This is a genomic window from Rhodococcus sp. AQ5-07 (genome assembly GCF_009707305.1).
Lineage (GTDB): Bacteria > Actinomycetota > Actinomycetes > Mycobacteriales > Mycobacteriaceae > Rhodococcus_F > Rhodococcus_F erythropolis.
The window spans coordinates 2,095,070-2,112,915 of record NZ_CP046099.1 but is presented as its reverse complement, the minus strand read 5'-3'; the positions used below and the strand labels follow the sequence as shown (position 1 = coordinate 2,112,915).

The window sequence follows — 17,846 nt, the reverse complement described above, 5'->3', positions numbered from 1 at the left end:
ACAGCCGACGCTTCTCTATACCGCCGACGTCGACGGGCGGTTCGCTGCGGACTTCATTCGCACGTCACCCAACAGTCGACCCGAAATCAACGCTCCCAACCGGCGGGTTGCGAAGCGAGTGCTGATCGAGGACACCCAATTCGGCAAACCTGATACGACTGTCGGCGGTGCGTTGCGTCGATCCAGTGCCCGGAAAGCTGTATCCACCACCTGAGTTGCCGTCTGCATTCGCCCGACCGCAGCATCTTCGGAGCCGACGACGTCGAAGAACTCGGTTCGTGTCGGGCCGGGGCACACCGCCAATACGGTCAATCCGCTGCCGCGAGCTTCTGCCCAGAGTGCTTCGGTGAAGTTGAGTACAAAAGCCTTGGACGCGCCGTAGACGGCCATGCCAGGGGTCGGCTGGAACGACGCCGTGCTCGCGATGTTGACGAGCGCTCCACGTCCGCCCAGGAGATCGGGCAGGAAGGTGTGCGTCAGTTCGACCAGCGTGGCGATGTTGAGCTGAATTTCGGACGTGACGCGCTCGAGATCTTCGTCCACGAATGCTCCGTGTGTTCCGAATCCGGCGTTGTTGATCAGCGAGGTGACGGTGATGCCACGGTTTGTCAGCTCCTGGTGCAGTGTTGCGCCGACGCCGGGCGCCGCCAGGTCGGCAGGCAGAACTGTGACTGTGATGCCGTGGGCGACGCGGAGTTCGGTAGCGAGGGCTTCGAGGCGATCTGCCCGCCTGGCGACGAGAACCAGATTTGCACCGCGAGCGGCGAAGCGGTGAGCGAATTCCACTCCGAGCCCAGCGCTGGCTCCGGTGATGAGGACGGTGGTTCCGGCTACGTCGATGGCCATGGTGGCTCCTTCGGTTCGGGTGATCCCAAATGTAGGCACTGACACCATAGTTGTCAATGACAACATTTTGATATGGTGCCACCATGCCCGCCCACGAACAGCCGTACCACCACGGCAGCCTGCGACAGGAACTCCTGGCGTCAGCTGAAGCGACCCTCGAGCGTGATGGCGTCGACAAGTTGTCGCTGCGGCAGCTTGCGCGCGAGGCGGGCGTCAGTCACGCGGCCCCTGGCAAGCATTTTCGCGACCGTCAGGCTTTGCTCGACGCCTTGGCTGAAAGCGGATTCCATCGGATGACCGGTGCACTCGAGCGAGCAGTTTCGGAGGCGCCGCCGACCGCGAAAGCCCGGTTCTCCTCGCTCGCCAACGCCTATGTGGATTTTGCGCTCGAGCATCCGGGCCTGTTGTCTCTGATGTACAGCAACAAGCATGCACCCGGTGCGGCCGAGACTGTCGTGAACGCGGGGCACGCGACGATGGATCTGACCGTTCGGCTCGTATCGGAAGCGCAGGCTGCGGGTGACATTGCCGCCGGCGATCCGGAAAGTATTGCGCTGGTTGCCTTTGCGACGTTCCATGGCGTCGCGACGCTGGCCGCGGGCGGAATGTTGGGCGACGTGCCGGTCGGCGATGTCGTGAACGCGGCCTCGACGGTCTTCTGGGCGGGGCTGTCTCGATCTGCCTGATGTGTGGGGCGCGGAATCCCCAGAGTTCTCACAGAACCAACACAAGGGAGCCACAAGATTTCGGACTTACATGGGAGTCAAGAAGTTTGATTCCGAGTGGAGGTTTCGCAATGAGCGTTTCGGAGATCGCCCCGAACAGGGGAGTTGTACTTGTCACGGACATCGGATTCGAGCACGGTGCGCGTATCGCCACCGAGTTTCTCGACGCCGGTTGGAGCGTGGCGGTCACTGCGCGGACGGTGACAGAATTGGTGCGCATCATGGCGGGAAAACCGACCCATCGCTTCTTTGCGATAGTCGCTGATCCGACGGATCGTTGGCAGGCCGATCGGATTCTCGATCGGGTGACGACGCGGTTCGGCGCAATCAATCGGGTCATCGATCCGGCCGGCGCGGTGACCTCGGCGTGGCTGCAACGCGGAAGTTTCGAAGCCGTTGCCTGAGAACCTGATCGACGTCAGCTCGGGGGACGCAGTGCAGCGAACTCGTCGGTGACTCGCAAGGTGGAGTCGGTGAAGCGGTACAGGGCCGGTGGGCGTCCGCCCGACTTGCCGGACGGTGCGGTGTTGCCGGTGGGAGTCAGTACGCCTCGGCGACCCAGTACGCGTTGCAAGTTGGTTGCGTCGACTTGGTAACCGAGTGCAGCGCAGTAGATTTCACGCAGCGTCGACATCGCGAACTCTTCGGGAGCCAGCCCGAATGCGATGTTGGTGTAGGAGAGTTTTGCAGCCAGTCGATTACGCGCGTGCCGTACGACGGTTCCGTGGTCGAACGACATCTCCGGCAACTTCGAAACGGGGTGCCAGGCCGTGTCGGGTGGAAGTTGTGGGTCGGCGCTGAGGGGAACGAGTCCGAGGAAGGTCGACGCGATGCGGCGCGGGCCCGGCACTCGTTGTGGATCACTGAAGACGGAGAGTTGCTCGAGGTGGGCGACCTTTCGTAGGTCGACCTTCTCGGCGAGGAGTCGTCGAGCGGAGGTCGTCAGGTCCTCGTCGTCGCGCAAAGTGCCCCCGGGCAGTGACCATGTGCCTTTCTGCGGGTTGAGTGCGCGCTGCCACAGCAGCACGGCCAACTCTTCACGCCCTTGTGGGCAGTGATCGCCGTCACCTGCGGCGATGCTTGCGGGGAAGGTGCGAACTTGGAACACCGCTGCAAGCACTTCGTGGGTGGTGTTACTATTGGGCACGTTTTCGATCCTAAGTCGAAAACCTCGAATACGGAAATCCGGGCCAGCCCGTCCGGATTTGAACTGGGTGACGAGCCCGGGTTCACGGTGAAGGAGAACGCCATGACGACCACGACGTTATGGGAGGGATCGGCCTCGCAGATTCACGACGGCCCCGGCGGATACAACGGAGTCGAAGCGACCCCCGAGTGGGCCGCTGAGATCAAACGTCTGGCTCGCGAACGCGGCGCGACGATTCTTGCGCACAACTACCAGCTGCCTGCGATTCAGGACGTCGCCGATCATGTCGGCGACTCCCTGGCGCTTTCGCGAATCGCTGCCGAGGCGCCCGAGGACACGATTGTCTTCTGCGGTGTGCACTTCATGGCCGAGACCGCGAAGATCCTGTCGCCGTCCAAGACCGTGCTGATCCCGGACGAGCGTGCCGGCTGCTCTCTGGCCGACTCGATCAATGCCGAGCAGCTTCGTGAGTGGAAGGCCGACAACCCGAACGCTCTGGTGGTGTCGTACGTGAACACGACGGCAGAGGTGAAAGGTCTCACCGACATCTGCTGCACGTCGTCCAATGCCGTCGACGTGGTCAACTCGATTGATCCCGACCGGGAAGTTCTCTTCCTCCCGGACCAGTTCCTCGGAGCTCACGTCAAACGCGTCACAGGCCGCACCAACATGCAGATCTGGGCCGGTGAATGCCACGTCCACGCGGGTATCAACGGTGACGAGTTGACGGCGAAGTCCAAGGCTCACCCCGATGCCGAGCTTTTTGTGCACCCTGAATGCGGTTGCGCTACTTCGGCTCTGTACCTCGCCGGTGAAGGCGCGGTCCCCGCGGACAAGGTCAAGATCCTCTCCACCGGCGGAATGCTCGACGCTGCCCGCGTCACCAAGAGCAAGCAGGTTCTGGTCGCCACCGAGATCGGGATGCTGCACCAGTTGCGCAAGGCAGCGCCCGACGTCGATTTCCAGGCCGTCAACGACCGCGCGTCGTGCCCGTACATGAAGATGATCACGCCTGCCGCGTTGCTTCGCTGCCTTCTCGAGGGCAAGGACGAGGTCCACGTCGATCTCGAGATGGCCAAGCGTGCGCAGAAATCGGTGCAGCGCATGATCGAGATCGGTAATCCGGGCGGCGGCGAGTGACCAGCCCTGCCGGGCGTTTCGCCTGGGAGGCTCATGCCGACCTGGTCGTCGTGGGAGGCGGTGTCGCGGGCCTCACCGCTGCGCGCACCGCTTCTCTGCGGGGGCTGAAAGTACTCACGGTCAGCAAGGGTGGTCCGACGGACACCTCGACTCAGTACGCGCAGGGCGGCATCGCAGTCGTCGACGATCTGAATACGGATTCCGTCGAGTCGCACGTTGCGGATACGTGTGAGGCCGGCGTCGGCTTGTGCGACGAGGAAGCCGTCTATTCCATCGTCGAAGCTGGTCACGACGCAGTTGCGGCGCTGGCCGCGTTGGGCGCGGTCTTCGATCGCGGGCGAGACGGCGAGGTGTCGCGCACCCGCGAGGGTGGGCACAGCACGCGTCGGATCATCCATGCGGGCGGCGACGCCACGGGCGCGGAAGTGCAGCGGGCTCTCAACGCTGCCGGCCTCCCCGTTCTGTTCGGTGCAGCGGCAGTCCAGGTGGTGACCAACCGGCGCGGGGTGTGTGGACTCATTGTCTCCTCGCCGGAAGGGCTCGGAGTGATCCATGCGCCCGCGGTACTGCTCGCTACCGGTGGACTCGGTCAGCTGTATGCCTGCAGTACAAATCCGCCCGGCGCAACTGCCGACGGAATCGCGTTGGCGCTCGAAGCAGGTGCGGCAATTGCGGATCTGGAATTCGTTCAGTTCCATCCGACGGTCCTCTTCACTCCGGGTGGAGTAGGTCGCCGGCCCTTGATCAGTGAGGCGGTCCGCGGCGAAGGTGCGATTCTTGTCGACACCAACGGCGATTCGGTCACCGCAGGTGTTCATCCGCTGGGTGATCTCGCCCCGCGTGACGTGGTCTCGCGCGCAATCGCAGCACGCCTACGAGATCTCGGCACCGATCACGTCTACCTCGACGCCCGCAAGCTCGACGGCTTCGATTCGCGGTTCCCGACGATCACCGCATCCTGTCTCGAAGCGGGCATCGATCCACGCACCCAACTCATTCCGGTCGCTCCGGCCGCGCACTACTCGTGCGGTGGAGTCGCCACCGACGTCCATGGACGAACGGGAGTGCCTGGACTCTACGCAGCCGGCGAAGTGGCTCGCACGGGATTGCACGGCGCGAATCGTCTTGCGTCCAACAGCCTTCTCGAGGGTTTGGTGGTCGGGGAGCGTGCCGGAATCGCAGCTGCCGAGCGTCGCGAGGTTCATGCCGAAGTGGTCAACGTGGTGCGCAAGCCGATGCCGATCCTCCCACGAGAGACTGTGCAGTCCGTCATGACAGCACACGCGTCGGTGGTTCGCGACGGAGGCGGTCTCCTGACTGCGCGAGCCGCGCTTGCCGACGCCGATCAGACAGTGGCGGTGGCTGCTGGGGACCTCGAAGACGCGGCGCTCACACTGACCGCGACAGCGTTGGTCGATGTAGCCGTGGCACGAACCGAGAGCCGAGGCTGTCACACCCGCACCGACTATCCTGAAACAGATCCGAATCAGCGTCGCAGCACTCGGATCAAGATGAGTGCCGATGGAGCGCTCGAAATACTAGACATGTTGTTGACAGGAGTTCATTGATGACCGAGCAGAAGATCCTGCCCGCGCCGCTCGACCGTGACGAACTGCTCACGTTGGTCAGGCTCGCTCTGGACGAGGATCTGCGCTATGGCCCTGATATCACTTCTACCGCAACGGTTCCCGCCGATGCGGTCGCGAAGGCTTCGGTCGTCTCACGCTCCTCGGGTACTGTCGCCGGCATCGACGTCGGACTGCTTGTTCTCGACGAGGTGATCGGCGCGGGTAACTACGAGGTCGTTGATCGGGTGGCCGATGGAACTCGGGTTGCGCCAGGTCAATCGGTGCTCACCGTCGTCGCGCCCACCCGCGGCCTTCTCACGGCAGAGCGGACGATGCTCAACCTCGTCTGCCATCTCTCGGGAATCGCCACGGCGACGTCGCAGTGGGTCGACGCCATCGCCGGCACTCATGCCAAAGTGCGGGACAGCCGAAAGACACTGCCCGGACTGCGTTCTCTGCAGAAATATGCAGTCCACGTGGGCGGAGGCGTCAACCACCGCATGGGATTGGGTGACGCGGCGTTGATCAAGGACAACCACGTTGCCGCTGCCGGTTCGGTGGTCGCAGCACTTCGTGCGGTCCGTGAGCTCGCCCCGGACATCGAGTGCGAAGTCGAGGTCGACAACCTCACTCAGCTCGACCAGGTGCTGGCGGAGAACGTGGAACTTGTTCTGCTGGACAACTTCCCGCTGTGGCAGACGCAGATCGCGGTCCAACGCCGAGACGCTGTTGCCCCCGAAACCAAGCTCGAGTCATCCGGTGGTCTCACCATCGACGTTGCCGCAGAGTACGCCCGAACCGGCGTCGACTACCTCGCTGTAGGTGCCTTGACGCACTCGGTGACAGTGCTCGACCTCGGGCTCGACATGTAGGTGCCGCTATCGCTCGGCGTCCAGCAGTTGCGGGACGGCCGAGCGAAGCGCGCTTGTCACGGTTGCGACCGCCGGGTGAGCGTCGGAGCCGGCTCGGTGTGCGATCTTGGTCCTTCGTCGAATGGGCATCGGCGTCAGGCGCACTCCGAGTGGCGGATGGATGGCTCCGAGTTCCGGGACCAGTGAAACGCCCTGCCCTGCAGCGACGAGGGCGAGAACGGTGGCGAACTCGTCGATGTGGTGTCGCACTTTCGGGGTGAACCCGGCCGCTTGGCACGCGCGAATGGTCATTGCATGACAAGCAGTTCCGGGGATCGCAGTAATCCAGTGCTGCTCCACGCAGTGGGTCAGCGCGGTAATGGTGCTGTCGGGATCTGTAGCGGTGTCGTTCGACGCCAGATAGACCGATTCGCTGCACAGAGGCAACGCTGTCAGGCCCGGTTCGCTGGGACGAGGGACGAAGTCGTAGTCGTGAATCAACGCCAAGTCCAGATTCCCAGCTCGTAGGGCGTCGGCGACGTCCGCTGGGTCGATCTCCGAAACCATCGGTTCCAACCCGGGATGCTCGCGAGAGAGGGCGATCAATGCCGGCGGGAGGATCGCCCGTGCGGCGGTCGGGAACGTTCCGATGCGCAGCGGCCCCGCCAGTCCACGACGCGCGTCGACCAATTCACCCGACGCCTGCTCCAGGCGTTGCAGGATGACTTCGGCATGACGTGCGAGGTTCTCACCGGCCGGCGTGAGGCGGACGCGACGGCCTGTTCGTTCCAGCAGCGGCACGCCGGCTTCACGTTCGAGGACGGCCAATTGCTGCGACACCGCGGAGGGACTGAACGACAGCGCCTCGGCAACGGCAACGATGGTTCCGCGCAGCGCTAGTTCGCGCAATAGCTTCAGTCGACGAACATCGAGCATCAGCTCAGCTTACGCTCGACGATGGAAATGCGAACTAGACCTACAAGGTCTGTTCGGTGAGGCTGAGTTCTATGACTACGACTCGAGTTGACCTGGCCGGAATCCATGTACCACTGATCACGCCCTTCGAGAGCGACGGTCGTGTTGCAACCGACGCACTCGAACAGCTTGCGCACCAGGTCCTCTCCGACGGTGCGGTCGGACTCGTTGCACTGGGGACTACAGCGGAAACCGTAACCCTCACCGAGCAAGAGAGAGTGACCGTTCTGGATATCTGTGCGAGCGTGTGCCGTGCGAGAGGTGCGACGTTGATCGTGGGCGCGGGTAGCAACGACACGGCGGGCAGTGCGCAGGCGCTCGGGAGGCTGACTCGGTGGCCTGACGTCTCGGCGGCCTTGGTGCCGGTTCCCTCCTTCACGAGGCCGTCGAAAGCCGGTGTGGTGGCGCATTTCGCGCATCTGCAGTCGTCGAGCCGCGTGCCGCTGATCGTCTATCACGTGCCGTACCGAACTGCGTGCGATCTGGACAGCGGCACTTTGCGGGAGCTGGGTGATTTGCCCGGGGTAGTTGGTGTGAAGTATGCCGCGGGCGGTATCGACGCAGCTGCCGTCGAACTCTTCGCGGATCTTCCGGACGACTTCGCCGTGCTGGCGGGGGATGATCTGTTCCTCGCGCCGCTTCTGGCCTTGGGTGCGTCAGGCGGAATCTTGGCGTCCGCTCATCTGTCGACCGCCGAGTTCGTGCGCCTGGTGAAGGCTTGGGACAGTGGAGATGTGGGCAGTGTTCGCGATCTTGGGCGACGGTTGTCGACGCTGTCAGGAGCTCTCTTTTCCGAATCGAACCCGACTGTCATCAAGGGCGTGTTGCATGCATTGGGGCAGATTCCGACTCCCCATGTGCGACTGCCGTTGCTGCCTGCGAGTGACGAATCGGTAGCGCGGGCGCTCGAGGTCTACCACTCTTGACTCGAACGAGTGTTCGAGTATTGTCTGGGGTGGGGATCGGGGGATTCAATGAGTGTTCTGTTGTCGGATGTGGTGTCTGGTTCTGCGGTGGGGTTGCGCGGACGTCTGTGGCGGTTGTCTGCTGCTGAGTTGCGTGCAGCTGCGGTGTCGGCGAGTGCGGAGATTCTGCGTCTCGAGGCTGTTCGGGTGGCGGTGGTGGACGAGTTGTCGTTGCGGCCGGATGATCAGGTGATCGCGAGCCGCGGGGTGGGGTGCTGGTTGGCGGCGAACACGATGCTGCAGGTTCGGGATGGGAAGAAGATCGCCGCCCTGGGTGCGGCGCTGCGGCCTTTTCCGGCGGTGGCAGCTCGGTTCGATGTCGGGGACTGCTCGTTCGATCATGCCGTGTTGATCGTGGCGTTCTGCGAATCACCACCGAAGGGGATGCCGGAGGAGGCGCTCCCTCGCTGTATCGACTTGTTGTTGGCTGCCGCGTCGGGCGTGGAGGCGACGACCACGAAGATCCGGAATGTGATCGCGACCTTGGAGCGAGTGTTCGAATCGGATGAGATTCCGCCTGCCGAGGATGTGGATCGGAATGAGTTGCGGATCGCGTCGACGTTGAACGGTCGGGTGGTGGTGCGCGGTGATTTCGATGCTCTCACCGGGGAAATGTTGTTGTCGGCGTTGTCGAATCTGACGATGCCCACCCCGGCACCCGATGGAACCCCGGATTCTCGGTCGGCGGCGAAGCGGACCGCGGACGGGTTCACCGAACTGATCCGCCGCTACCTCGATTGCGCCAAAACCGGCACCGACGGTGGTCAGCGTCCGCACGTGAACGTGCACATCAACGTCCGTGATCTGGCTGAGCATCGGGACTGCGCCGCCGCACCCTCGCCCGATGGTGGTGGAGTGGCTGTGTCGGATCTTGATGTCGGGCACATGCCGTGGCTCGGACCGCTGTCGGTATCGCAGACCAGGCTTCTCGGCTGCGATTGTTTCCTGTCCACTGTGCTGCTCGACGGTCACGGGGCTCCGTTGGATGCGAAACCCGGGAAACGGTTGGTCACCGCGGAGCAGCGAGTGGCGCTGATCGCCCGAGACAAAGGCTGCTCCTTCCCCGGCTGCACATGTGTACCGGCCTGGACGGATGCGCACCATATCCGGCACTGGGCCAACGGCGGCCCGACCGTGATGAACAACCTTGTCCTGCTGTGCCGTTCACATCACCGGCTGATGCACCGAAAATCCGGGTTCGTCGGGAAATGGGTGATCCGCATCGGCGTCGACAACAAACCGTGGTTCATCCCACCGCCCTCGATCGACCCCGGCCAGCACCCCAGGCCGGCAAACACCACCTTCAAAACCTGACTGAGTGGTGACACCCGTTCAGGTACACAACTTCACGTCGATAGGCTTCAACTCGGAGATACATCCGGGTTGGGGCCTGGAGGCCGTGGTGTTGTGAACGGCTGCAGATATGGGGGAGGTCATATGGTTGTGGACGTTGTGCAAGCGGTCGAGAGCGATGGGCCGAAGATTCTGGCGCTGCGGCACGCGGCAGAAGACTGGTTGGCAGAACGCGGAATCATCCAGTGGCGCCCGCGTGAAGTGTCTGTCGAGCAGGTCGTGGAGCAGATTTCGAGAGGGGAGTTCTTTGTTGCGCGAGACCGGGCGCAGTCAAGGATTGTCGGCGCCCTGCGGTTGATCTGGTCAGACCCCGTGGTCTGGCCCGATTCGAACGAGCCTGCCGGCTACGTGCACGGATTGGTTATCGATCGAGAATTCTCGGGCAACTCGTTGGGAGAACGCTTACTCGTCTGGGCCCATCGACGGTCCGCGGAGGAGGACGCGCAGTACTTGCGGCTCGATTGTGTCGAAACGAACGTGCGGTTGCGCCGTTATTACCGAGACGCGGGTTTCGCCGAGGTAGGGCGTCGTGACTTCGGAGATGTTGTCGACAACGGTTGGTTCAGCGTCGTGCTGTTCGAGCGTTCCCTGACCTGATTCATTCACAGCAACTTTCCAGCCGGCTCCCAGTGCCGCCGGGGTTGAACGCGCGATCGTTGGCAGGACAGTAACTCGCGAAGGGACTTCCTGATGACCGCCGTTCTGCATCCGGCCCCGCCTCAGCGGCCGACACCAACTGCCCATCGAGCCGAGCCCTCGCCGTCGTGGTTCCGCACTCGCCGTACAGGATTGGCGCTGACGATCCTGTTGGCAGCAACGGCGGTCTTGTATTTGTGGAATTTGACCGCGAGTGGCTACGCCAACACCTTCTACGCTGCGGCGGCGCAGGCCGGCTCCCAGAATTGGAAAGCGTGGTTCTTCGGTTCCCTCGATACCTCGAATTTCATCACTGTCGACAAACCGCCCGCTTCATTGTGGGTCATGGGTCTGTCCGGACGAATCTTCGGATTTTCGAGTGCCAGCCTTCTTGTTCCGCAGGCGTTGATGGGCGTCGGATCGGTTGCGCTCGTGTATGCGGCCGTCAAACGAGTGGCGACGCCGGCTGCGGGTCTTGTGGCGGGAGCTGTGTTGGCAGCTACGCCCGCTGCCGCCCTGATGTTCAAGTTCGACAATCCCGATGCATTGCTTGTTCTGCTCATGACTCTCGCCGGCTACTTCGTGATTCGCGCCATGAGCACGGCGGTGGGTCGACGAGCCGCAATGTGGGTGGCGCTCGCCGGAGTCGCGCTGGGCTTCGCTTTTCTCACCAAGATGTTGCAAGGGCTGATGGTGTTGCCTGCATTTGGTGCCGCGTATTTGATTGCCGGACAGGTGCGCTTGCGGACTCGCCTGTTCCACCTGGTGATCGGTGCTGCGTCCGTTGTCATATCGGCTGGGTGGTGGGTGTTGGCAGTGTGGCTGTGGCCCGCTGATTCTCGCCCGTACATCGGCGGATCGACCAACAACAGCGTCATGGACTTGGTACTGGGATACAACGGATTGGGTCGACTTTTCGGGAAGACCGGTGGCGGAATGTCCGGTGGTAGTAGTGGAATGGCTGGTGGCAGTGCAGGTTCCAGCTTTGGGGGAAGTGCCGGACTCGATCGGCTGTTCGGCAGCGAGATGGGTATCCAGATTTCCTGGCTGATTCCTGCGGCACTGATCGCGTTGGTGTTCGGACTCCTCGCCCGTGGGCGTGCACCGCGCACAGATCTTCTCCGTGCGTCGTTGATCCTGTGGGGTGGTTGGTTTCTCGCTACCGGCCTGATCTTCAGCTACATGTCCGGAACGATCCACCCCTATTACACAGTTGCGCTGACGCCTGCTGTTGCGGGGATGATCGGCGTCGGTGGATACGCCCTGTGGTTGGTGCGTGCCCGCTGGATCGGACGCTGCGGCTTGGCAGCGATGATGCTGGCCGCAGGAATTTGGAGCTGGGTGTTGTTGCACCGCAATGCCGAATGGCTGCCGATGCTGAAGTGGATTCTGTTGGCGGGCACTGTCGTCGGCGCGATCCTGGTTCTGGTGGAAGCCAAGGGTCGATTTCGCAAGCTCGCTGTCGCTGGATTGATCATCGGGTCGTTGGCAGGGATAACCGGTTCGGCGTCTTACGCGATTGCCACTGCCGCTACAGCGCATGGTGGGTCCATCCCGACGGCAGGACCAACCGGCGCCGTGTCCGACTCCGGAATGGGCGGGGGAGGAGGCATGAGTGGGGGCCAAGGGCAGGGAGACGGTGGGGCTCTGCCGAACTCTGATGACGCGAGCAGTAATCCGACGGCGAGTGGGCCAGGAACAACGAGTGGGCCAGGAACAAGCAGTGGTAGCGAAAGTACTTCCGAGTTGACGGCAATGTTGGTCAATGCGGGCACCACGTGGTCGGCCGCGACCAACGGATCGCAAAGCGCAGCAACCTACGAGTTGGCCAGCGATACTGCGGTGATGGCGATCGGCGGTTGGAGTTCTGATCCCGCACCGACGCTGGACCAGTTCATCGAGTACGTGGCAGACGGCGAGATCCACTATTACATCGCCAGTGGCCAGGGCGGAAGCCCGAAAGACAGCCAAGGCGGGGACAGTACGTCGAGTGCTATTCAGGAATGGGTCGAAGCGAATTTCTCGTCGACAACGGTGGGAAATTCCACGATCTACGACCTCAGCGGGTATGTCGGATAGCGACGTAGTTGTTGTCGTAGGCAATGATCGAGAAATGTCTGGGCGCACCGCACACGAGTCGAACCGTCGCCGCGAACAATGGACCTGGCGCGACGGGCTGGTGATCGTCTCGATCGTCGCATTGGGAACTGTTGTCGCAGCGGTGACGAACGAGGGCACGGGCACGTCGATTCCCGGCTGCGAGTCGGTGGAATCGCCAGGTCCGCCGGTGCGCATCAACTACGGTTTTACCGGTGAGCCCGGTTATGACGACCCGGACTATCCATGGTTCTCGGGACCGAAGGCCACCGCCATGAGCGACGCACTACTCGAATCGTTGCCTTCCGATGTCGACGTTGCATTTGCGAGTCCATCGAAATCGCTCGAGTTCGCGCCGATCCAGAATTACCGTGGCGTTTCGTTTCCCGACGGGGTCGACCCGATCGAGTTCAGCGGTTCGACGTCGGCGAAGGGAACCTTGACTCGCGTCGGGCGGACTGCGGATATCTCGGTTCAGGTTCGTGCATGGGATCAGCCGGTGCCACCGTGCCTGGAGGGGCTGGTGGATCGGCGGGAGTATCTCGCGAACGGAACGGTACTCGACATCGCAGATTTCGAGGACCGAGCAGATTTCGAAGACAAAGACGGTTCGGAAGTCGGGGGCGAGCGCGGTGTAGTCGCGTATCTCGGTGACGGATCCAGAGTTGTTGCGAGCATCGACACGTCGACCGGCACTTCGACGGATACTGGTCCGCTTTTGACGATGGACGAACTGATCGCGGTCGCGACAGCGCCCGGGCTCGCTGTGACTGAGCCGGTCCCAGACTCGACGCCGCCACCGATGGCATCCTGCTACACCGATTCCGTGAATGCCGGTCCACCTGCGACGCGCATGGATATCGACCGACTGAATCAGTTGCTCGATGCACGTTGGAAGGATCTCGGCGCAGAAGAGGTCACTTTGGAACGCCCGCTCGGTTCGCTGGTTCCGGATGACTACGGACGGGGAGGGGCGTGCGAACGAATCGTCGTCTCGACATCGGACGGCCGCGGTGATGTCGAAATATCGATTGGTACGGCCGTCCCGGAACCAGGCGCGATCCTGACGTTGCCCAACGCCACCACGGTGACTCGCCTGGTCGATCCCGATGGCTCGGGCGATGACACGGTCCGGGTTGTTCACCCCTCCGGCGAAACAGTAGTGGTGACCCAGTTCGTGACATCGGCTGGCTCCACATCGGCGTCGCCTTTGACGATCGAAGAGCTCGAGTTCATCGCAACTACACCAGGATTGTTGATTTCGCGGTAGTAGTGGACGCGTCTCGGTTACCGTGTCGCGAATGGCAGGGGAAATTGGTCGGTGGCGTCTGTTGATTTGCGTAGTAGGCATGGCTTCCTCGATCGGACTCGTGGGATGCACAGTCGATCTGGAGCAATCGTCACCCTCGCGGGCGACACCATCCGGTGGTCTTTCTGCAGGTTCAGAGTGCCCAGGAGCCCCCATTGTGGAGGCGGCATTGGCTGACGCACTGCGCTCACGAGCATCCGAGTTACCTACTGGATTGACAGTCGGCGGCGGATCGTTTGATAGTGAATCGCGAAATGTCCGCCTCGATCTGTGCGTCGTGGATACCGACCCGCGCGACTCGGCTTCGTTGACCGCCCGGGCCATTCAGGCTTCGCCTCTTGGTGATTCGGTGAGCTCGATGGTCGTCCAAGTCCGCGAGCCGAATGGGTCGGCGACGACGGTGACGTGTGCCGACTTCACAGCGCACGACTTCTCGGGCGACCCTGCGGCGACGCGGAATGCGTGGGTGTAGGCATCAGCTGGCAGAATCGGAAGTCAATGTTCTTGTTGTCGAGTGACGTCGGAGGCTCAACGAATGGGCGATGCCAGCCCTGCTCGCGGTGACGACTTCTCCACGTGGTTCATTGACCAGTTCTCAGTGTACTGGCAGTCCGGTGGTGGAGCTCGCATCGAGGGACGCATTGCGGGCTATTTGTTGATCAGCGAGTCGCCAGGGGTCAGTGCCGAAGAGTTGGCGCAGGCACTGGGCGCCAGTCGCGGATCGGTGTCCACTTACATTCGCCGGTTGATCGACCGGGGGTTCGTCAAGCTCACGCGCAAGCCTCGGGATCGGACTCACTACTACGTCATGGATTCCGACGTGTGGGGCGGATTCCTCGAAACAGAGCACGTGTATCTCGAGAATCAACGCAAACTCGCGACTGAAGCACTGCAGTACGCAAATCCCAACGGCCCCGCCTACATTCGTGTCCTCAACATGCGCGATTACATGGGGTGGATCATCGACAATCGAATGTTGAGTAGCGAGTGGATGCGATTCAAAGCCCAACGCGACGGCAAGAAGCCCGCATCCGAATAGGACGCGGGCTTCTCGATCGCGCGATGCTGATCTACATCACTTGTTCAGCTTTGCGATTGCCTCGTCGATCATCGGCACGTAGCGCTCGAGCGACCAGGGCACGGTCAGAGGGTTGATCATCGAGGAACCGGTGACGAAGGGCTGTTCGGTCGGAGCGATGACAGTTCCCCGAGCCACAGCGGGGATGGCCTTGTAGGCGGGCTGCGCTTCGATCTCGGCCCGATTGGCCGGGTCCGAGTAGAAGGTGAAGAGCAGGTCGGACTTGTCGAGGAGGTTTGCGTTCTCGAGGCCGATGACGGCGGAGTCTGTTCCTTCAGATTCCGTCAAGGTGTAGACGACGGGATCCACCTGCAAGCCGAGTGCGCGGACCATGGCCACGCGCTGCTCTTCGGCGAAGAAGACGCCGAGGGTTCCTGGGCCCGTGTTGTAGATGAAGGAGAAGCTGACGTCGGCGTAGTTCGGATGTGCTTCAGTCGATTCCGCGAACTGCGACTTGATCTTGTCGATTTCGGCTGTCGCCTTCTCGGATTCGCCCATGGCTTTGCCGATGACGTTGATCTGGTCTTCCCACGTGATGGTCCACGGACTCTCGGCGTAGGCGACGGTCGGCGCGAACGCGTTCAGTGAGTCGAACTGCTGCTGGGTGATGCCGGACCAGGGGGCGAGGATCAGGTCGGGCTCGAGGGCGATGATCGCTTCGATGTTGAGGTCGGTGCCGCCGGTGAACTGCTCTGACAGTTCGCCACCCTGCTTCGTGACCGCTTCGTGCACCCACGGCAGATATCCGGTGTCGTCGCTGCCCCATGCGTACTTTTCGACGCCGACGGGGATCGTGCCGAGCGCGATCACGGTCTCCGCCGACCCCATGCCGAGAGTCACGATTCGCTCGGGCTTTTCGGTGATGACGGCGTTTCCGAGCGCACTTTCGATGGTGACGGTTTCGAAGTCGCTGCTGCTTGATTCGGTTGCGGTGTCGTTGTTACTGCATCCGCCGATTACCAGGGCGGCAATGACCAATCCGCTCAGGGCCACAGTTCGGCGAAGTGAGCGCACACGGGCGTATCGCATGGGGAACCTTCCGTTGTCGATGCGCCGAGGAGTGAGACTCCGACGGATCGCAGCCGACGGCCGGTTCCAGGCGCGTCAGGAAGCATAGGCTAGCCTTTGCCAAAGTTTCAAATCTCTTGAAAGTTCACGAGGCGGCAAACGCCGACATGACAGGGGGATCCGTCGGCGTTTGCCGGTCAGGCTCAGCAGGTAGGCACGTCGACCGTGATCTTCGGCTCGTCGACCAGCGGCTGGACAGGGACACGGGCTTCGCCCTCGGCTGTGGGCTCGGTCAGATCGAACTTCAGCTCTACGGTCTGCCCTCGCGGAATGACGGCCCTTGTCATGAATGCCGGGTGGCCCTGTTCGGTTCCGTTGACGGCAAACGAAATCTGCCCGCCCACGGAGACTGCGTCGAGTTTGGCGCCGGTCGTTGCCAGCAGTGTGACTGCAGCCACGTTGGTGCCCTTGGGTAGTCGTCCGGGGTTGTCGACGATCCCGCTGACATATTCGGTCAGGTCGGCGTCGGGCGCGTTGTTTGTCAGTCGAACGGTGACCGTTGTCTTTCGGGTGTCGCCGGTGCACGTCTGGGCTGTGTAGGCGATTTCTCGTGTGAGGTAGTAGTCGAGCTTGTTACCGGCTTGGTTGTTGATCACCACACCGGCGTACGGAGCGGCATCATCGGGAATGGTGTGCCCGAGGACGGTGTCGGCGAGAACCGATTGTTCGTCGGGGTGAGAGCTCCACACGGCGATTCTGCCCTCGCTGACGCCCTTGCCCAGAGCTTCCAGCAGTGCGCTCGGCGACTTGATGTTCCCGGTCATCTTCTCCACGACACGAGCTGCGATTGTCTGCAGATACTGCTTTCGTGCCTTGTTGTCGGAAGGGAAGCGAGCGTACGCAGTCGACTCGGTCAGTTCCACGACGTTGTCGGCGGTGACCGACTCTCCGTCGGGCATCTTGATCGGTCCTACCGCTTCGAGGATGTAACTCAGGGCGATCGGATCGGTCGCTATCGCACCGTCGACCATCTCACCCCCGGACTCCTGTGACCACAGGGACTGCCAGATCTGCGCTGCGTAGGGAAAGTGCGAGCTGAGGTTGCTGTTGCGAGAATCGGTGGTCGGGCGACTGTTTCCGTACAGCTGGTTGAAGTCAGGACCAAGGTCTATCGGTTGATTGTCCAGTGTTAGTTCGGAGTTGGGGGAGAGCGTGTCCACCCGAGCGGCGCCGTTGTCGACTCGGACGATGCCGTATCCACCCAACAGACCGCCGGTTCCTCGGGCTTCGGCATTGGTCTGGAAACCGATGAAGTAATTGCGCGGTCCGTCGGTGCCGAGCATCGCCGGTGCGATGCGCGCCGCGGTGGCGGTGTTCGTCAGGAGGGTAGCCAGTTCGCTTGTCTGCGACTGCAATTCTGCTCTGGCATCGTTAACTCGGCCCAGGTACTTCGATTCGCGAACTTCCTGTGCCTGCGACGACAGCAATTCCGCGGCGATAGCTGTTTCGGCCAATTTCGGTTCCGCTTCGCGTAACGGTGCGAGTGCCAAGCGTCCACCAGGCTGGACCAATTCCGTTGGTGCGAGTGAAGTTCCGACAGTGACAGCGGGACCGAGAACGTCACGCGTGAGTCCCTGAACGACCTCGGTCATCTGACGCGTCGTGTCGAAGGGCGACCCGATGACCGGAATTGCGGCGGCGATGTTCCAGGGGAGTGAATGGGTGTTGTCGTACGCTGCGGATGCATTTCGATCGGCTTCCGCCGCGGCGGACTCTGCGACCCCGGTATCCCCGGCCAGAAGTGCACTCTTCGCCGATTGTGCATGGTCGCGAGCTGCTTCAAGGTTGTCTTTCGCCTCGTATGCCGTGTACCCGAGCCAGGCCACGAAACCGCCCACCACCAGTGCCGTTCCCGTGATTGCGAGTGCAGTTCGACGGCCTCCCGGCAGTGTGACCGTCCTCTTCGTTTCGCGCTCCGGGCCCCTCGGTGGGATGGTGTTGGAGCCGCTCGGTTCAGCCCCGGAATCGTCGTCGGACTTTGGTCCCACCGTGTCGTTGTTCATCCGCTGAAGCTCCTGACGTTTGAGTGCGTGAAAGCTGCGTCGACATGTCTAGCAGTGTTGGCCCAGTGGTGAAAACTTAGACGAG

The 17,846-nt window shown here is 62.2% G+C and carries 16 protein-coding genes; 11 read left to right on the top strand and 5 right to left on the bottom strand.

Translation table 11 applies throughout. The features are described from left to right. Positions 1-15 precede the first annotated feature (15 nt). Positions 16-846: an SDR family NAD(P)-dependent oxidoreductase gene (locus GJB56_RS09610; RefSeq protein ID WP_020908030.1), complete on the bottom strand. Its 831-nt coding sequence runs from the start codon at positions 844-846 to the stop codon at positions 16-18. 83 nt (positions 847-929) lie between these two features. Between GJB56_RS09610 and GJB56_RS09605 the strand changes: the two genes are divergently transcribed. Both GJB56_RS09605 and GJB56_RS09600 read left to right on the top strand, forming a co-directional pair. Beyond that, positions 930-1,532 (top strand): TetR/AcrR family transcriptional regulator, encoded by a 603-nt coding sequence (locus GJB56_RS09605; protein ID WP_019748809.1) that lies wholly within the window; start codon positions 930-932, stop codon positions 1,530-1,532. Positions 1,533-1,642: 110 nt separating this feature from the next. Further along, on the top strand, positions 1,643-1,975 hold the full coding sequence (locus tag GJB56_RS09600) for an SDR family NAD(P)-dependent oxidoreductase (RefSeq protein ID WP_029255524.1): 333 nt from the start codon (positions 1,643-1,645) through the stop codon (positions 1,973-1,975). A 14-nt stretch (positions 1,976-1,989) separates the two neighbouring features. Here the strand turns inward: GJB56_RS09600 and GJB56_RS09595 are convergent, their stop codons facing one another. Next, on the bottom strand, positions 1,990-2,718 hold the full coding sequence (locus GJB56_RS09595; protein ID WP_007733069.1) for an NUDIX hydrolase: 729 nt from the start codon (positions 2,716-2,718) through the stop codon (positions 1,990-1,992). Between the two features lie 102 nt (positions 2,719-2,820). Between GJB56_RS09595 and nadA the strand changes: the two genes are divergently transcribed. From nadA to nadC, 3 genes are read left to right on the top strand one after another with little or no spacing between them, the layout of a single operon-like run. After that, complete coding sequence (gene nadA / locus GJB56_RS09590) at positions 2,821-3,858, top strand: quinolinate synthase NadA (RefSeq protein WP_020908027.1); 1,038 nt, start codon at positions 2,821-2,823, stop codon at positions 3,856-3,858. Continuing rightward, positions 3,855-5,426, top strand: a complete 1,572-nt coding sequence (locus tag GJB56_RS09585) for an L-aspartate oxidase (RefSeq protein WP_113684154.1) — start codon at positions 3,855-3,857, stop codon at positions 5,424-5,426. Before nadA ends, GJB56_RS09585 begins: the two co-directional genes overlap by 4 nt. Further along, positions 5,426-6,298 (top strand): carboxylating nicotinate-nucleotide diphosphorylase, encoded by an 873-nt coding sequence (nadC, locus tag GJB56_RS09580; protein WP_003941805.1) that lies wholly within the window; start codon positions 5,426-5,428, stop codon positions 6,296-6,298. The genes GJB56_RS09585 and nadC overlap by 1 nt, the downstream gene beginning before the upstream one ends. Before the next feature lie 6 nt (positions 6,299-6,304). Here the strand turns inward: nadC and GJB56_RS09575 are convergent, their stop codons facing one another. Next, positions 6,305-7,213 carry a LysR family transcriptional regulator gene (locus tag GJB56_RS09575; protein ID WP_042952068.1) on the bottom strand — a complete coding sequence of 303 codons (909 nt, stop codon included), beginning with the start codon at positions 7,211-7,213 and terminating at the stop codon, positions 6,305-6,307. A gap of 71 nt (positions 7,214-7,284) precedes the next feature. On the opposite strand from GJB56_RS09575, the gene GJB56_RS09570 reads away from it, so the two are divergent. The 6 genes from GJB56_RS09570 (at position 7,285) to GJB56_RS09545 (ending at position 14,651) form a co-directional block, all read left to right on the top strand. After that, positions 7,285-8,178 carry a dihydrodipicolinate synthase family protein gene (locus GJB56_RS09570; RefSeq protein ID WP_113684153.1) on the top strand — a complete coding sequence of 298 codons (894 nt, stop codon included), beginning with the start codon at positions 7,285-7,287 and terminating at the stop codon, positions 8,176-8,178. A gap of 48 nt (positions 8,179-8,226) precedes the next feature. After that, a complete protein-coding gene (locus GJB56_RS09565) occupies positions 8,227-9,531 on the top strand; it encodes an HNH endonuclease signature motif containing protein (RefSeq protein ID WP_113684152.1) in 1,305 nt (434 codons plus the stop codon). Between the two features lie 123 nt (positions 9,532-9,654). Further along, a complete protein-coding gene (locus GJB56_RS09560; RefSeq protein ID WP_113684151.1) occupies positions 9,655-10,167 on the top strand; it encodes a GNAT family N-acetyltransferase in 513 nt (170 codons plus the stop codon). A gap of 93 nt (positions 10,168-10,260) precedes the next feature. Beyond that, positions 10,261-12,285 (top strand): ArnT family glycosyltransferase, encoded by a 2,025-nt coding sequence (locus GJB56_RS09555; protein ID WP_113684150.1) that lies wholly within the window; start codon positions 10,261-10,263, stop codon positions 12,283-12,285. Between the two features lie 34 nt (positions 12,286-12,319). Then, complete coding sequence (locus GJB56_RS09550) at positions 12,320-13,573, top strand: hypothetical protein (protein ID WP_092763496.1); 1,254 nt, start codon at positions 12,320-12,322, stop codon at positions 13,571-13,573. A 574-nt stretch (positions 13,574-14,147) separates the two neighbouring features. Then, complete coding sequence (locus GJB56_RS09545) at positions 14,148-14,651, top strand: GbsR/MarR family transcriptional regulator (RefSeq protein WP_020908019.1); 504 nt, start codon at positions 14,148-14,150, stop codon at positions 14,649-14,651. Positions 14,652-14,687: 36 nt separating this feature from the next. On the opposite strand, the gene GJB56_RS09540 is transcribed toward GJB56_RS09545, so the two are convergent. Next, positions 14,688-15,719, bottom strand: a complete 1,032-nt coding sequence (locus GJB56_RS09540; RefSeq protein ID WP_113684149.1) for an iron-siderophore ABC transporter substrate-binding protein — start codon at positions 15,717-15,719, stop codon at positions 14,688-14,690. A 182-nt stretch (positions 15,720-15,901) separates the two neighbouring features. After that, positions 15,902-17,761 (bottom strand): DUF4012 domain-containing protein, encoded by a 1,860-nt coding sequence (locus tag GJB56_RS09535; protein ID WP_113684148.1) that lies wholly within the window; start codon positions 17,759-17,761, stop codon positions 15,902-15,904. Between the last annotated feature and the right edge of the window lie 85 nt (positions 17,762-17,846).

Bases quoted from the DNA above. Each gene is read 5' to 3' on its own strand.
- nadC (WP_003941805.1), top strand. From the start codon at position 5,426: ATGACCGAGCAGAAGATCCTGCCCGCGCCGCTCGACCGTGACGAACTG.
- GJB56_RS09555 (WP_113684150.1), top strand. From the start codon at position 10,261: ATGACCGCCGTTCTGCATCCGGCCCCGCCTCAGCGGCCGACACCAACT.
- GJB56_RS09560 (WP_113684151.1), top strand. From the start codon at position 9,655: ATGGTTGTGGACGTTGTGCAAGCGGTCGAGAGCGATGGGCCGAAGATT.
- GJB56_RS09575 (WP_042952068.1), bottom strand. From the start codon at position 7,213: ATGCTCGATGTTCGTCGACTGAAGCTATTGCGCGAACTAGCGCTGCGC.
- GJB56_RS09610 (WP_020908030.1), bottom strand. From the start codon at position 846: ATGGCCATCGACGTAGCCGGAACCACCGTCCTCATCACCGGAGCCAGC.
- nadA (WP_020908027.1), top strand. From the start codon at position 2,821: ATGACGACCACGACGTTATGGGAGGGATCGGCCTCGCAGATTCACGAC.
- GJB56_RS09535 (WP_113684148.1), bottom strand. From the start codon at position 17,761: ATGAACAACGACACGGTGGGACCAAAGTCCGACGACGATTCCGGGGCT.
- GJB56_RS09550 (WP_092763496.1), top strand. From the start codon at position 12,320: ATGTCTGGGCGCACCGCACACGAGTCGAACCGTCGCCGCGAACAATGG.
- GJB56_RS09570 (WP_113684153.1), top strand. From the start codon at position 7,285: ATGACTACGACTCGAGTTGACCTGGCCGGAATCCATGTACCACTGATC.
- GJB56_RS09605 (WP_019748809.1), top strand. From the start codon at position 930: ATGCCCGCCCACGAACAGCCGTACCACCACGGCAGCCTGCGACAGGAA.
- GJB56_RS09600 (WP_029255524.1), top strand. From the start codon at position 1,643: ATGAGCGTTTCGGAGATCGCCCCGAACAGGGGAGTTGTACTTGTCACG.
- GJB56_RS09540 (WP_113684149.1), bottom strand. From the start codon at position 15,719: ATGCGATACGCCCGTGTGCGCTCACTTCGCCGAACTGTGGCCCTGAGC.
- GJB56_RS09545 (WP_020908019.1), top strand. From the start codon at position 14,148: ATGGGCGATGCCAGCCCTGCTCGCGGTGACGACTTCTCCACGTGGTTC.
- GJB56_RS09565 (WP_113684152.1), top strand. From the start codon at position 8,227: ATGAGTGTTCTGTTGTCGGATGTGGTGTCTGGTTCTGCGGTGGGGTTG.